The 14,571-nt window shown below is 71.2% G+C and carries 9 protein-coding genes and 1 pseudogene; 3 read left to right on the top strand and 7 right to left on the bottom strand.

The features are described 5' to 3' along the window. Positions 1-2,295, bottom strand: a 2,295-nt coding sequence (locus KME77_RS06825) for an AAA family ATPase (protein WP_219463050.1), incomplete at its 3' end; no start/stop codon positions are given. A gap of 88 nt (positions 2,296-2,383) precedes the next feature. On the opposite strand from KME77_RS06825, the gene KME77_RS06820 reads away from it, so the two are divergent. Beyond that, on the top strand, positions 2,384-3,784 hold the full coding sequence (locus KME77_RS06820; protein WP_219463049.1) for an NAD(P)/FAD-dependent oxidoreductase: 1,401 nt from the start codon (positions 2,384-2,386) through the stop codon (positions 3,782-3,784). Between the two features lie 536 nt (positions 3,785-4,320). Here KME77_RS06820 and KME77_RS06815 read toward each other — a convergent pair. The 5 genes from KME77_RS06815 to KME77_RS30210 all read right to left on the bottom strand — a co-directional run bounded on the left by KME77_RS06815 (position 4,321) and on the right by KME77_RS30210 (position 10,333). Then, positions 4,321-4,965: a biliverdin-producing heme oxygenase gene (locus KME77_RS06815; protein WP_219463047.1), complete on the bottom strand. Its 645-nt coding sequence runs from the start codon at positions 4,963-4,965 to the stop codon at positions 4,321-4,323. Between the two features lie 653 nt (positions 4,966-5,618). Next, positions 5,619-6,362 (bottom strand): alpha/beta hydrolase, encoded by a 744-nt coding sequence (locus KME77_RS06810; RefSeq protein ID WP_219463045.1) that lies wholly within the window; start codon positions 6,360-6,362, stop codon positions 5,619-5,621. 545 nt (positions 6,363-6,907) lie between these two features. Then, positions 6,908-8,266 (bottom strand): phenylacetate--CoA ligase family protein, encoded by a 1,359-nt coding sequence (locus KME77_RS06805; RefSeq protein ID WP_219463044.1) that lies wholly within the window; start codon positions 8,264-8,266, stop codon positions 6,908-6,910. Between the two features lie 151 nt (positions 8,267-8,417). After that, positions 8,418-9,074, bottom strand: coding sequence for a response regulator (locus KME77_RS06800; protein WP_219463042.1), 657 nt, complete (start codon positions 9,072-9,074; stop codon positions 8,418-8,420). After that, positions 9,071-10,333 carry a sensor histidine kinase gene (locus KME77_RS30210; protein ID WP_219463041.1) on the bottom strand — a complete coding sequence of 421 codons (1,263 nt, stop codon included), beginning with the start codon at positions 10,331-10,333 and terminating at the stop codon, positions 9,071-9,073. The genes KME77_RS06800 and KME77_RS30210 overlap by 4 nt, the downstream gene beginning before the upstream one ends. 167 nt (positions 10,334-10,500) lie before the next feature. Here KME77_RS30210 and lon point away from each other — a divergent pair, with 167 nt between their 5' ends. Together lon and KME77_RS06785 are read left to right on the top strand one after the other, a co-directional pair. Further along, positions 10,501-12,861 carry an endopeptidase La gene (lon, locus tag KME77_RS06790; protein WP_219463039.1) on the top strand — a complete coding sequence of 787 codons (2,361 nt, stop codon included), beginning with the start codon at positions 10,501-10,503 and terminating at the stop codon, positions 12,859-12,861. Between the two features lie 67 nt (positions 12,862-12,928). Continuing rightward, entirely contained in the window at positions 12,929-14,065 is a 1,137-nt protein-coding gene (locus KME77_RS06785; RefSeq protein ID WP_219463037.1) for a Fic family protein, read from the top strand. 84 nt (positions 14,066-14,149) lie between these two features. Here KME77_RS06785 and KME77_RS06780 read toward each other — a convergent pair. Continuing rightward, positions 14,150-14,571, bottom strand: a pseudogene (locus tag KME77_RS06780) (hypothetical protein); the annotation flags it as partial.

Here is a 14,571-nt window from a genome sequence, read left to right as displayed (position 1 = left end):
GGCGGCCTCGCGGGAGACCGCGTCCAGGGCGGGCGCGTCCCGGCGGGCCAGGGCGTCGGCGTTCGCGGCCATGAGCCGCTGCAGGGCGCTCTGGCTCGACGCGGCCAGCCGCCGCAGATCCGCCGACACCGCCGCGGCGGCGCCCAGCCGCGCCGCCTCGTGCAGCACCCACGAGGCCATCAGCTTCGACCCGACCCGTTCCAGCTCCGCGGCGTGCTCGCGGGCGAGGTCCACCGCCGCCGTGAGATCACCTCCGGCGTACCGGGCCCAGACGGAGCCGCTGCGGCGCGGCGCCGCGAACCCCTCCGGCAGGGCCGCGCGCAGCCGCCGCGCCGTCTCGCCCGCCCGCTCCGCCTCGCCGAGCAGCGACTCGGCCTCGGCCAGCGCGTCCAGGCCCCACATCTGCGGGTTGGCCGGGATGCCGTGGATCGGCATCACCGCCAGCGCCTCCCGCAGCCAGCGCCGCGCCGTGGCCGGGCGGCCCGACAGCAGCAGGACCTGTCCCAGATCGTGCGCCCAGTACGCGCGCCACGTCGCGGCCCGCCCCGCCGCCTCCCCCTCCAGAGCCGAACGGCCCAGCTCGATCGCCTCCGCGATCCGCCCGTCGAGCGCCAGCGCTTGCAGGAGAGCCATCCGGGTGAGCTCCGCGCGCGGGCCGTCCGCGACCTCCAGCGCCGAACGGGCGAGGTCGATCGCGTCCCGGGTACGGCCGGCGCAGGCGAGCGCGCGTACCTGCGAGACCGCCAGCCAGGCGCGCACCACACGATCGGCCGGACGGCGGCGCAGGATCCGGTCCGCGACCTCGACGGCCTCGTGAACATGCCCCGCCGCGAACGCCTGCGCCGCCTGCCCCGCCTCCAGCCGCAGCCGGATCGCCGGGTCGGCGGTGGTGCGGGCGGCCGACGTCAGCGTCCGCCGCGCCTCGTCGATCTGGCCGCCGACCAGGTGCACGCGTGCCCGCGCGGAGAGGGCGCGGGCACGGGCGGCGGCGTCGGGGGCGGTTGCTTCGAGCCGGCGGGCCAGTTCTACGGCTCGGTCGCCTTCGCCCAGGTAGGGCAGCTCGGCGACGAGCGCCAGGAGGGTCTCGAACGAGCTGTTGTCGGCCGCCGCCTGATTGTCGAGCGCTGCTTGGTTGTCGAGCGCTGTCTGGTTGTCGAGCGCTGCCTGAGTGTCTAGTGCTGCCTGAGTGTCGAGTGCCGCTTGGTTGTCGAGTGCCGCCTGGAGCAGGCGGGCGGCGAGCCGGTGGTGCAGCCCGTCGGACGCCTCCCTCGCCGCCTCCCGCAGCAGCCCCGCGTCGGCCGGGACGCCCGCCTCCACCCTCCACACCGCGACCCTGACCCGGTCGTGCCGCCGCCGCGCCCCGGTGGCCTCGACCGCGTCGGCGAGCCTCCGCCGGTGCTCACGCGCCCGCAGCGGGGGCAGCGTCGCCCGCAACGCCTCGCCGTACAGGGGGTGGACGAGCGCGACAAGATGGCGCCGCCGGTCCGGGAGCGCGGCGAGCAGCCGTTCGGAGTCGAGTGCCGCGATCACCTCGGCGTCGAGCAGGCGTTCCAGGACCGCCGCGCCGACCGGCTCCGCGAGGGCCACCAGCTCGGCCGCCGCCCGTACGGCGGGATCGAGCCGGTCGAGGCGCGCGGCGATCGCGGCGGGCAGGTTCGCGGACTCGAGGATCGGCTGGAGGAGCCGCCAGACGCCGTCCCTCTCGGTGAAGGTCGCGGCCTCGACCAGCTCGCGCAGCAGGAGCGGGTTGCCGCCGCTCAGCCGCAGGAGCAGGGCGGGCAGCGCCGACTCGACCTGTCCGCCGCCGAGCGTGGCCGACAGCAGCTCGGAGATCTCCGCCTCGGTCAGCGTCTCCAGCGCCACCCGTTCGAGGTCACGCCACCACCCGTCAGGCTCGCGTACGGCCAGCACCACGGGAACGGTGGCGGAGGCGAGAAGATGCCGCGCCAGCGCGGTGGACGCCGGGTCGAGCAGGTGGGCGTCGTCGATCACCAGCGCGCCTTCCCGCGAGATCCGGGCAGCCGCCGCGGTGAGCATGCGGGTCAGATCACCCCCGGCCACCTGAGGCGGGAGCAGATGGACAAAAGGCAGCAACGGAATCCCGCCCGACGTCCCGAACACCCAGCTCACCGGCGCCCCACCGGCTTCCGCCCTGGCCCGGGCCTCGGCCAGCAGCCGGCTCTTGCCGATCCCGGCCGGTCCCGTGACCACCACGCCGGGTCCGGCCCGGCCGGTCATCGCCGTCACCAGGCGATCGAGCTCGCACTCACGCCCCACCAGTGGCCACGTGCTCATAGCGGGAGGGTACTGCGCATGCCTTGTCCGGAAAATGCAGTAATCCACTACCGATGCCGGTGTCCGGGCCGTGCCGGACCGTGGCCTCATGACGTACGACGTTGTCATCGTGGGAGCGGGAGTGGCCGGGTGCACGGCCGCGATCCTGTACGGCAGAGCGGGCCTGCGGGTCGCGCTCATCGAGAAGCACCACGACATCTCCACGCACAAAGCCCTCTGCGGGCATTTCATTCTCGCGGGCACCCAGCCGATGCTGCGGCGAACCGGCCTCTGGGAGGCCATGGTGGAGGCGGGCGCGGTCACCGGGCACATCTCCCGCTGGACCAGCGCCGGCTGGTTCGTGCCGGATCCGGGTCTTCCCGAGGCGATCAGCCTGCGCAGGGAGAAGCTGGATCCGCTGCTGCGGACCATCGCGTCCGGGACGCCAGGGGTCGACCTCCTGCTGGGCCGCACCGTGACGGCACTGCTGGAATCAGAGCCAGCGCTGCTGGAATCAGGGCCGGGCCTGCTGGAATCAGGCGATCGAGTCACTGACGTGAGCGATGGGCGGGTCACTGGCGTGCGCGGCGGCCGCATCGCCGGCGCCCGCCGCGGGCAAGCCGCTGGCGCCCGCTCCCCCCGAGTCACCGCTGCCCGCTCCAGCCGAGTCACCGCTGCGCGCGCCGCCCCAGTTACCGGTGCGTCCGGCAGCCGGGTCGTCGGCGTGCGCGTCGGCGACGAAGAGATCCACGCGCGGCTGGTCATCGGGGCGGACGGGCACCGGTCCACCGTCGCCCGGCTCGCGGGAGTCACCGAGGACATCGCGCCGAACGAGCGTTTCGGCTGGTGGGCGTACTATCGCGGCGTCGTGCCGAGCGACCCCGGCGGCAACCAGATCTGGGCTCTGAACCCGGACGTCGGCATCCTCATCCGCACCGACGACGACCTGCACATGCTGGTGGCGTTCCCGGTGAAGGCCCGGATCGGCGACTTCCAGGCCGACCGGGCGGCCGCGCTGGAGCGTTTCATGGTGTCGCTGCCGGACGCGCCGGACCTGTCCTCGGCGGAACGGGTCTCCAAGGTGATCGGCGCGAACGACTACCCGTGCGTCAGACGCGACCCCGTCCCCCGCCCCGGCCTGATGCTGGTGGGGGACGCGGCCATCACCGGCGACCCGACACCGGCCGTCGGCTGCGGCTGGGCGTTCCGCGCAGCCGAGTGGCTGGTGACTTGTACGGCTCCCGCGCTGCGCTCCGGCACCGATCCGGACGCCGGGAGTGCGAGCTATCGGCAAGCGCTGCGCTTCATCGAGGAGCACGACCGGCTCGGCCGCCAGGACGCACAGGGGAAGCCGATGAACGCGGTACAGAGGCTGATCGCCAGAGCGGCGATGCGGGATCCTGAGATCGGACGCCGGGTCTACCTGTTCTCGATGCGCGCCACGCCCGTGAAAGCGTTGATCAATCCTGGGACTCTGCTGCGTGCCTTGTGGGCGGTCATACGTCCGTAATGGCGATGTCGTTGAGGCGGAGCGTGCGGGGCGACGGCGGAGGCGTGTGGAGGCCGGTTCGTCGCAGTCGAGGTTGCTGCCGCGTGTTGTGATCGCGCTGCTGAGGTGGCAGGCCGGTCAGCTGAAGTCGGCCGCGTAGCCGATGGGCCACTACGCATGGGATGTGGGTGAATGTGCGGGCGTGATTGGCGCTTCACCGCCAGACGTGTGCACCTTCATTGCCAGGAGCGTAGACACGCGCAGCGCCCATCAGCGCCCATCAGCGCCGATAGCGTCCCATAGCGCCTATCACGCCGCTCAGGTCCGACAGCGCCCGACGGCACTGAGCGGCGGCCGACAGTAGTCAGCAGCAGTCAGCATTGCTCGGCAGTAGCCGACAGTGGTCCCTAACGTCCAGGATCGAGAGACGTGTCAGGAAGCGGCCTCCTCACTGTGAACGCGTGACGCCACCCGAAAGGCCGCCGCAGCCTCCGCCTGAGCGCTCTCCGACCTGGCGCTCAGCGGCACTTCAGTCACCTGACCGATTGCTCGGCCTGCTAAGCGGCGGCCTTCACAACGTGGAGCAGCTCGCCGAGCACCTCGGTGTTCAGCTGGTAGGCCAGCTTGACTTCGCGGATCATGCGCTGCCGTTCCCGCTCCCCGAACGGCAGGGCGTCAAGCCGGGCGCGGTACTCGTTCTTGAACCGGGGCAGGCTGCCGACCTCATCGAACACATAGAAGTCGACGCCGCCGCGCCCCTTCTCGTAGCCGTAGATCTTCTGCAGCTCCATCCGGATGAACTGCCCGCCCGACAGATCGCCCATGTATCGGGTGTAGTGGTGGGCGATGTAACCGCCCGGCCAGTCAGCCACCTGCTCGATCCGTGCCACCAGGGTCCGCGTCGCCTTGGAGGGCGCGATCTTCTGTCGCCAGTCGGTGCCGTAGATGGTCTGGAGATCACGCTCCAACGCCTGCTCCCGATAGAGCTCCGGGAACACGAACCGTCCCGCCACCGGGTGCTGGGCCAATTCCTTCGCGGCGCCGTCGAGGGCGAGGTAGGCGAAATAGTGCTGGGCGACGAGCTCGCCGTAGGCGTGCTGGCTCAACCGACCGCTCATCAGCTCCTTGAGGTAGCTCTCGTCCTCGGCGGACTCGTGGTCGCTCCAGGTGGCGTTCTTCAAGGTCTCGGAGAACGACGTCACGCTTCACCCCAATGTGTGGCTGGTCTTTCATGACGAAGTGTCACAAAGCTGGGAGGGGGCAGTCAAGTCGATGACGACACCCTGTCATTAAACCTGACGTGCCGTACGAGTGTGCTGCGGAGATGTCACGTTTCTGGGGGTGCGTCCGCGATTAGAGGCCTGTGGTGATGGCGTGCTTCCGCTGCCCGGAGCTCCGAGGTGATGGCAGTCGTGAGGAGCCATGTCTTCAGTTTGGTGGGTGGCGGAAAGCTCCCAATCGGTGTCGCTGCGAGCCGCTTCAGTTGTGCTGCTGTCGCTGCGTGCTGCGTGCTGCGTGCTGCGTGCTGCGTGCTGCGTGCTGCGTGCCGCGTGCCGCGTGCCGCGTGCCGCGTGCCGCGTGCCGCGTGCCGCGTGCCGCGTGCCGCGTCGGGTCCTCTACCCCGAGGCGTCTCCTCGCAACGCGCTTCTTTCGCGTAATCCCGAAGCCTGTTCGGTGAGCGGTGGAGGGCGTTGCTGGTGGAGGAGAGGGGTGCGATGGCCTGGGGAGCGGTCTTTCTCTGCCGATCGACTCTTCGAGCGCCCGCTACGCGCGCCTCCTTTCCTCAGAAGCTCCTGGGGTTGACTTCCGGGGGGCTAATGGGAGTGGTTGATCGTGCTGCCGGGCGGGGAGCCCGTTATGCCTGTAAGGCGGGGGAGACGTCGTTGGGGCGGCCGAGGGCGATGAGGGTGAGGTTGCGGAGAGAGGCGGTGCCGGGGGCGAAGTAGTCGCTGTGGCCGCCCGGACCGACCTCGAAAGCGCGGGCGCCGTACCCAGGGGTCAGGGCGTCGGCGCCGAAGCCGAGAGGGCCGAGCTTTGTCTTGGGGACGTACCTGATCCAGTCGCGGGCGCCCAGGCCTGCCCACACTCTGGTGCCCGTTGGGGCGTGGGTGGAGGTCGCGTCTATGCCGGGGCTGCCGACCAGGGCCATGTCCGCTATCGGGAGGCCGGGGGCGGCCTTGGCGCACACCACTGAGCCGTAGCTGTGGCACAGAAGGGCGATCGGCGCGGCCGTACGTTCGCGGAGCTCCGTGATGGTACGGCGGAGCGCCTTGGCTCCCTCGACGGCCGCTGTTTCGGTGACGGCCCCCAGGCCCCATGTCGGTGGCGCGTCGTAGCCGAGCCACGCCACCACGGCCAACCGCTCGCCGTGGCCCACCTTGGCGGTCTCCGCCAGCAATGCCTTCGCCGCGCCTCCGGGGCGCTTCACGCCGTGGTCGAAGTTGGCCACTGTGGTGTCGGCGCCCGGCACCACGATCGCCACCCGGTCGGCGGTGGTGAGGTCACCGTAGACCCTCACGAGTCGGCCGCTTGACTGGGCGGGCAGGGCCATGGCCGTGCCGAAGGCGAGAGTGCCGGCTAGGGCGAGCATCCTGAGCATGATCAGAAGCTACGGATGGGAGGCTGTCGACCGCGTCACCGCAGGGTCTGAAATCGCAGGTAGTACCCAGGGGGGATGTCGTGGGGTGCCGGGTCATACCCAGGGTCGGGGCCTAGGAGTAACGGTTAACGTCCCCGTGCCCGCCCACGCTCGTTTGCGGGCCGCCCGTGCCCATTTGTGACAGTCGCCTACCGTCAACCGCCCCCCCGTTCGACGGGCAGGCCTCGCCAGCGGTTGGCTCCCGTGGAGGGCGGCGCCCTCCGAGCGGTCCCTCCGGAGGTCGGCCTCTCCACAAGCGGCATCTTCTGCAGGTCAGTGTCTCCCGGCAGTCAGTGTCTTCCGCAGGTCAGCGTCTCCCAGGGGGCGATCGCAGACCGGCAAGCGTACGTAGGGCTGCGAGGCGCCGAGCTGTTCGCAAAGTTTCGAAGCGTCGCATGTGGCGGAGCGATCGAGGGCGGGCGATCCGGGGCGACTCACGGAGCCGCCCCGCCCCCGCCGATGGACGAAACGGGACTGAGCCCCCTGCCAGGCGGTGTCCGCCCTCGTCAGCGGGAGTACCGGTGCTTGGCGCCCGGCGGGAAGTACTCAGGATCTCCCAGCTCCCGCAGCCGTACGACCGGCTCCTGCTGCGCCAGCGGCACGTACGCCGCGAACTCGCTGTTCAGCCGCAGCAACTGCGCCAATATCGACGCCCCCACCAGCCGCGCCGTCTCCTCCGACGGCTTCTCGCCGGGCATCAGCTCCACCGTCACCGTGAAGTGCCGGTCGCGGCCCTCGTCCTCGGCCGCCTCCATGACGAACTTGCCCGTCACAAGTGAGCTGACCTGTGGCTGTTCCAGGCCGATCGAGATGTTCTCGGGGAAGATGTTCGCCCCGTAGTAGGACACGGTGAAGTGACTGCGGCCGAAGACGTACACGAAGGGGCGGGACGGATCGGTCACCGAGGGGGAGAAGCCGTGCTGGTCGAGGAAGCGCATCATGCGGTCGTACGGCACGATTCCGCCGTTGTCGGCGATGTGGTAACGCACCAGAGGAATGCCGTTGTCGCCGGTGAACACCAGCGTCCCTTCGTGCTCCTCGAAATAGCGCACCTCCGGGTCGTACTGGACGAGCGTCGGCAGGCGCGACTCCCCGAACAGCTCCTTCGCCACCCCGGGACGCCCGGCCAGGAAGCGGCGGATCTCCACGGAGAGCGGCGTCTCGTTGCCGAGCACGCCGGCGTCGGCGGTCCCGTACAGCGACGCGATGCCGCGCACCGGGTCGTCCATGCCGGCCCGGCCCGCCACCAGCGTGCGCCAGTCCTCGCTGAACACCTCCCCGGCGGTGACGAGCTTGACGTTCCACCTGTTCCAGGGCAGGCCCGCGTCGATGACGTCCTTGAGGAAGGGCGGGTAGCCGAGCAGCACCACCTGGTCGAAGTGCGGGGCCAGCTGCGGGATGACACGGAGGATCTCCCGCTTGTCGCTGCCGGGCGCGACGACCGTGATCGGGTAGCCGCGTCCGGCCAGGTGGCGGCAGCACGCCACGGTGAACAGGCCGCCGACCCAGGTGCCGAGCGCGAAGCAGACCACGGCCAGCGTGCGGCGTTCGCGCGCCTGGAACGAGTCGCGGAACACCTCCTCGAACCGCTCCGCGATCACCCGCTCGTCGTCCACCGAACGCGGCCAGAACGTCGGCGACCCCGTGGATCCGGACGACACCGCGATCATGTCGCCGATCACGCCGTCGCGGCACAGGTGGGGGAGCGGGTGGCGGTTGAGGTAGCCGTCCTTGGTCAGCAGCGGCAGTCGCGCGAAGTCGCGCATGGTGGACACCTGGCCGGGGTCCACGCCGTGCTCGGCGAGGAACGCCCCGTACGCGGGAACCGTCGCGGCCGACCGGTGGAAGAGATCAAGCGGATCCATTCCCCGACCGTAAGACAGCGGCTGGACGATCCGACACCCTCCGGACGGTACGACACCTCCAGCCGCCGAGAACTCGGCCGGCGGTCCGCCTCCTCCTGGCCGTTCGCCCCTCCCCGCCGCACCGCGCCGTCCCGGCCGCGGGGCGGTCGTGTCACTCGCCCGGCCGCACCAACCCCGTCTCGTACGCGTACACGATCGCCTGCGCCCGGTCGCGGAGCCCCAGCTTCATCAGCACCCGCCCCACATGGGTCTTCACCGTCTGCTCCGCCACCACCAGCTTCCCGGCGATCTCCTGGTTGGACATCGCCTGCGCGACCAGGGCCAGCACCTCCGTCTCCCGTTCGGTCAGCTCGGCCAGCCGCCGGGTGGAGGGGGCGCGGGGGACGCCCAGCCGGGCGAACTCGTGGATCAGCCGCTTGGTCACCGCGGGGGCGATCAGGGCGTCGCCCGCCGCGACGACGCGGACGGCCTCGGCGAGCTGGGCGGCCGAGGCGTCCTTGAGCAGGAAGCCGCTGGCCCCCGCCCGCAGCGCCTCGTACACGTAGTCGTCGAGGTCGAACGTGGTCAGGATGAGCACCTTCGGGCCCTCGCCCGAGGACAGCAGGAGCCTGGTCGCCTCCAGCCCGTTCATGACCGGCATGCGGACGTCCATGAGCACCACGTCGGGCGACAGCTCCGCCGCCCGCCGCAGCGCCTCCTCGCCGTCGGCGGCCTCGCCCACCACCTCGATGTCGGGCTGGGTGCTCAGGAACGCCGTGAAACCGGTGCGCACCATCCCCTGGTCGTCCGCGATCATGACTCGGATCACGCCGTCTCCTCCGCCCCCGCGATCGGTAAGGTCGCGCTCACCTGGAACCCGCCGTTCGCGGCGGGGCCCGCCTCCAATGTGCCGCCGAGCAGCGCGGCCCGCTCCCGCATGCCGGCCAGGCCGTGCCCGGCCCCGGCCGGCCCGCCCGGCGCCGAGCCGCCGCCGTCGCGGACGCGCAGCCGTAACGAGTCGCCGTCGCGGGCCAGGGTGATCGTGACCGTGCTGCCCGGGGCGTGGCGCATCGCGTTGCTCAGCGACTCCTGGACGATCCGGTACGCGGACAGCCCCACGGCGGACGGCGGCTCCCCGAGCGACTCCGGCCGCTCGACCAGCACGGTGAGCCCGGCGGCGCGGGCGTTGGCCACCAGTTCGTCGAGCCGGTCGAGCCCCGGCTGCGGCGTGGTGTCGGTGCGGCCGTCCTGGTCGCGCAGGACGCCCAGCACCTGGCGCAGCTCGGCGATGGCCTCCAGGGACAGGGCGCGGATCTCCCCCAGCCCCGCCTCCAGCTGCGCCGGGTCGCCCCGCGCCTTGAGCGGCACCGCCTCGGCCTGGATGGCGATCACCGACATGTGGTGGGCGACCACGTCGTGCAGCTCACGCGCGATCCTGGCCCGCTCGGCGAGCGCCGCCTGCGCGCCCTCGGCCGCCCGGCTGCGCTCCTCCTCCCGCAGCAGCTTGGCCGTGGCGTTGCGGCGTACGCGGACGTTGTAGCCGAACAGGAACGCGACCGCCAGCCCGACCGAGACGATGGCCATCGAATCGGGGTAGACGATCCACGCGGTCAGGGCGCTCATCACCCAGATCGCGATGGTGATCTGGCGGTCGCAGCGCGCGCCCACGGAGTAGGCCACCAGCAGGTACATCGTCACGGTCTGCCCCGTGTAAGGGGGCGTGGTGTGCCCGGCCGTCTGGACCAGCCAGAACGAGAACGGCAGCAGCACGGCGGCCACCCGCCAGGCGGCCAGCGGCCACCGGTCGCGCAGCGCGATGGGCAGTGAGACCGCGGCCGCGGCCAGGTAGAGGTAGGTGTCGGACAGCGGCTCGCCCCGGGCCTCGACCCACTCCAGGAGCTGGCCGAGCGACGTGCCGAACATGACCCAGGCGAGCACGAAGTCGGCCGTCCGGACCAGGTCGATGTGGTCGGTGAACGGCACCCACCGGGGCGCCCGGAAGCGCAGGCGCCGCGTGCGCAACGGAGGCGGGTCCGCGTCGCCCTGGAACAGCGCCAGTGCGAAGGGACGCAGCACTGCCGAGATCACGCGCCCACCCTACGGGGGGCCGGGCGGGAGGACATCAACCCTGGGTCCCTCATACTCAGGTAGGGCGCTTACATGATTACGATCGCCCTGAGCGAACATCCGCACCTTCGGGAACACCAGTGGGCTCCAATGACTTGAGTCTGTATAACTCAACCTTTGGAGTTCGCATGAGTGAAAGCTTGATCCTCCCGGTTCTTCCGCTGGACGACGAGGTCGTCCTGCCGGGAATGGTGGTTCCGCTGGACCTGTCCGACTCCGAGGTGCGGGCAGCGATCGACGCCGCCCAGGCATCCGGTAGGAACAAGCCGCGGGTGCTCCTCGTTCCCCGGATCGACGGCCGATATGGCGCCGTCGGCGTGCAGGCCGTTGTCGAGCAGGTCGGAAGGCTGCCCGGCGGTGAGCCCGCCGCGGTGGTGCGCGGCGTCGACCGCGTGCGCGTCGGCACCGGCACGACCGGGCCGGGCGCCGCACTGTGGGTGGAGGCCATCACCGTCGACACCGTCGCCCCGGGTGAGCGCGCGCACGAGCTGGCCAAGGAGTACAAGGCCCTGGCCACCACCATCCTGCAGAAGCGCGGCGCCTGGCAGGTGGTCGACCAGGTCAACCAGATCGACGACCCGTCCGTGCTCGCCGACAGCTCCGGTTACACGCCCTGGCTGTCCACCGCGCAGAAGGTCGAGCTGCTGGAGGCGGCCGACCCCGCCGACCGGCTGGCCAGGCTGATCGAGTGGTCGCGCGAGCACCTCGCCGAGCTCGACGTCGCCGAGACGATCCGCAAGGACGTCCAGGAGGGCATGGAGAAGCAGCAGCGCGAGTTCCTGCTGCGCCAGCAGCTCGCCGCGGTGCGCAAGGAGCTCAAGGAGCTCAACGGCGACGCCACCGAGACCGAGGAGGAGGACTACCGCGCCCGCGTGGAGGCCGCCGACCTGCCCGGGAAGGTACGCGAGGCGGCGCTCAAGGAGGTCGACAAGCTGGAGCGCACCTCCGACCAGTCCCCGGAGACCGGCTGGATCCGCACCTGGCTCGACACCGTCCTCGACCTGCCGTGGAACGGGCGTACCGAGGACAACTACGACATCACCGGCGCTCGTGAGGTGCTGGACGCCGACCACACCGGCCTGTCCGACGTGAAGGACCGCGTCATCGAGCACCTGGCCGTGCGCAAGCGCCGCCAGGACAAGGGCCTCGGCGTGGTGGGCGGCCGCCGCAGCGGCGCCGTGCTCGCCCTCGCCGGTCCTCCCGGCGTCGGCAAGACCTCGCTCGGCGAGTCCGTCGCGCGGGCCATGGGACGCAAGTTCGTCCGGGTCGCCCTCGGCGGCGTACGGGACGAGGCGGAGATCCGCGGCCACCGGCGCACCTACGTCGGCGCGCTGCCCGGCCGCATCGTCCGCGCCATCCGCGAGGCCGGCTCGATGAACCCGGTCGTCCTGCTCGACGAGGTCGACAAGGTCGGCGCCGACTACCGGGGCGACCCGACCGCCGCCCTGCTGGAGGTGCTCGACCCGGCCCAGAACCACACGTTCCGGGACCATTACCTCGAGGTGGAGCTGGACCTGTCCGACGTGCTGTTCCTGGCGACGGCCAACGTCCTGGAGGCCATCCCCGGGCCGCTGCTCGACCGCATGGAGGTCGTCACGCTCGACGGCTACACCGAGGACGAGAAGGTCGCGATCGCCCGTGACCACCTGCTGCCCCGGCAGCTGGAGCTGGCCGGCCTGACCGCCGAGGAAGTGACCGTCGAGGACGAGGCGCTGCGCAAGCTGGCCGCCGAGTACACCCGGGAGGCCGGCGTCCGGTCCCTGGAGCGCTCGGTCGCCCGCATCCTGCGCAAGGTCGCGGCCAAGGACGAGCTGCCCACCACGGTCGGCGCGGACAACCTGACCGGCTACATCGGACGGCCCAGGTTCGTGCCGGAGTCGTCGCTGCCCGAGTCCACCCAGCGCACCTCGGTGCCGGGCGTGGCGACGGGCCTGGCGGTGACCGGCGCGGGCGGCGACGTCCTGTACGTCGAGGCGTCCCTGGCCGACCCCGAGACCGGCGAGACGGGCCTGACCCTGACCGGCCAGCTCGGCGACGTCATGAAGGAGTCGGCGCGGATCGCGCTGTCCTACCTGCGCTCGCACGGCGCGGAGCTGGAGCTGCCGGTCACCGCGCTGAAGGACCGCTCGGTGCACGTCCACTTCCCGGCCGGCGCCGTCCCCAAGGACGGTCCCTCGGCGGGCGTGACGCTGACCACCGCGCTGGCCTCACTCCTGTCGGGCCGGCTGGTACGCAGTGACGTGGCGATGACCGGCGAGATCTCGCTCACCGGCCGGGTGCTGCCGATCGGCGGCGTCAAGCAGAAGCTGCTGGCGGCGCACCGGGCGGGCATCACGACGGTGCTCATCCCGGCCCGCAACGAGCCGGACCTGGACGACGTGCCCGAGGAGGTGCGCGCCGAGCTGACGATCCACCCGGTCAGCGACGTGCGTGAGGTGCTGGACATCGCGCTGGCGCCGGCCGAGGTGGTCTCCACGGTCGCCGCCTAAACGGGGGCAATATGGGCGAATCATTCGGTCATTTGACCGGATGATTCGCCCATGCTTTTGTATGGGCATGCTGTATGGCACTCCCGCATTGGAACCTGCGGACAAGACGGTCCTTGACGAGATCGAGGACATGCGACGCGACCTCAAATACCGGCTGGCCGAGACGCATCGGTGGGACGGCCAGTTGCGCAGGCAACTGCAGGCGCGGGCGATCCAGGGGTCTAACTCGATCGAGGGGTACCAGGCCGGCGCCGAGGACGTCGAGTCGATCATGTCCGGTGAGGAGCCGCTGGAGACGTCCGCCTCGGTGGCCCGGGAGATCGCGGGGTACCAGAAGGCGCTGACCTACATCCAGACGCTGGCGCGGTCGCCGGTGTTCCGGTTCGACGTGGGGCTGCTCAACGCGCTCAACTTCATGATGATCGGCCACCATCGCGACAAGACGCCAGGTGTGGTGCGTCCCGGCCACATCTACGTGCGTAACTCCGCGACGGGAGAGGTCGTCTACGAGGGTCCCGACGCCGACGGGGTGCCCTCCCTGCTGGACGAGTTCGTCGAATGGCTCAACGCCGGGGATCTCGACGCGCCGAGCCACGTACGTGGCGCGATGGCGCACTTCAACCTCGTCGCCATCCACCCGTGGCGCGACGGCAACGGAAGGATGTCGCGGGCTCTGCAGACGCTGGTTCTCGGCCGCGACCAGATCTTCGCGCCCGAGTTCTCCTCCATCGAGGAGTGGCTCGGACTGGGTGAGAACACCGTCGACTACTACCGCGCACTTCGCGGCACCCACCACGGCTCCTGGCGGCCGCACGGCGACACGCTGCCATGGGTGCGCTTCTGCCTGAGAGCGCACCACATGCAGGCCCAGCGGGTCCGGCAGCGGCTCAGTGAGGCCAGGGAGATCTGGACGCTGCTGGAGGAGCAGATCGACACCGACGGCCTCAACAACCGCAGCGTCTCCGCCCTGTACGAGGTCTTCGTCAACAGGCGGCTGCGCCGCAGCCGCTACCAGGCTGACGAAGGCCTCAGCCAGGGCCAGGCCGCCCGTGACCTGCGGGATCTCGCGGCCAAGGGCTGGCTGCGGCCGTACGGGGAGACCAAGGGCCGCTTCTACGCGCCGGGCCCGCGCATGGCGGCGATCAAGGCGGACTTCGCCGCCAGGGTCACGCCGCTGCGCGACCCGTACCGCCCGAGCGCCTGACCGACCCCGTCGAGCACGACATCACCTCGGCCGCCGCCAAGAGCCCGCCGCCAAGAGCCCGCCGGTAAAGCCGCCGCTGGACGCCTATCGGCCCGCCCCCGCCCCGTCCATGACCACCTTCTGCGGGACGCGAGCCGTCGCGAGCGCCACCCAGGCCGTGTCGTCGACGAACACGAGGCCGTCCCGGAGCACGTCGTGCAACCACGCCTCGACCGCGGCGGAGCCGACCTCGTGGCCCAGTCTCCCCAAATGGGAGCAGATCCCGTTGACCGTGCGGCGGCGGCGCAGCCCCCGGTAGGCGTCGGCCCGCCAGCCGGTCAGCCGGTGCCGGGCCTCCGGCCAGCCCGCGCGGCGGTCGGTGATCAGGATGCCGGTGCCGTCGTCGTCGGCGACCAGCGAGGAGTGCGGGTAGTCGCGCCGCCACCGGCGGAGCGCGGCCATGAGGTCGGCCGCCACCTCCTCGCTGATCCCGGCGTCGTCGCAGTCGAAGGAGGAGACGAGGTCGG

This window comes from Nonomuraea rhizosphaerae (assembly GCF_019396405.1).
In the GTDB taxonomy this organism is placed as follows: domain Bacteria; phylum Actinomycetota; class Actinomycetes; order Streptosporangiales; family Streptosporangiaceae; genus Nonomuraea; species Nonomuraea rhizosphaerae.
Note: the sequence above shows the minus strand (reverse complement) of the source record. Positions and strands in the feature narration are given on the sequence as shown.

What these genes read in the sequence shown, in the direction of transcription:
- KME77_RS06805 (WP_219463044.1), bottom strand. Translation starts at nt 8,266, where the DNA reads ATGGATCCGCTTGATCTCTTCCACCGGTCGGCCGCGACGGTTCCCGCG.
- lon (WP_219463039.1), top strand. Translation starts at nt 10,501, where the DNA reads ATGAGTGAAAGCTTGATCCTCCCGGTTCTTCCGCTGGACGACGAGGTC.
- KME77_RS06820 (WP_219463049.1), top strand. Translation starts at nt 2,384, where the DNA reads ATGACGTACGACGTTGTCATCGTGGGAGCGGGAGTGGCCGGGTGCACG.
- KME77_RS06785 (WP_219463037.1), top strand. Translation starts at nt 12,929, where the DNA reads ATGCTGTATGGCACTCCCGCATTGGAACCTGCGGACAAGACGGTCCTT.
- KME77_RS06810 (WP_219463045.1), bottom strand. Translation starts at nt 6,362, where the DNA reads ATGCTCAGGATGCTCGCCCTAGCCGGCACTCTCGCCTTCGGCACGGCC.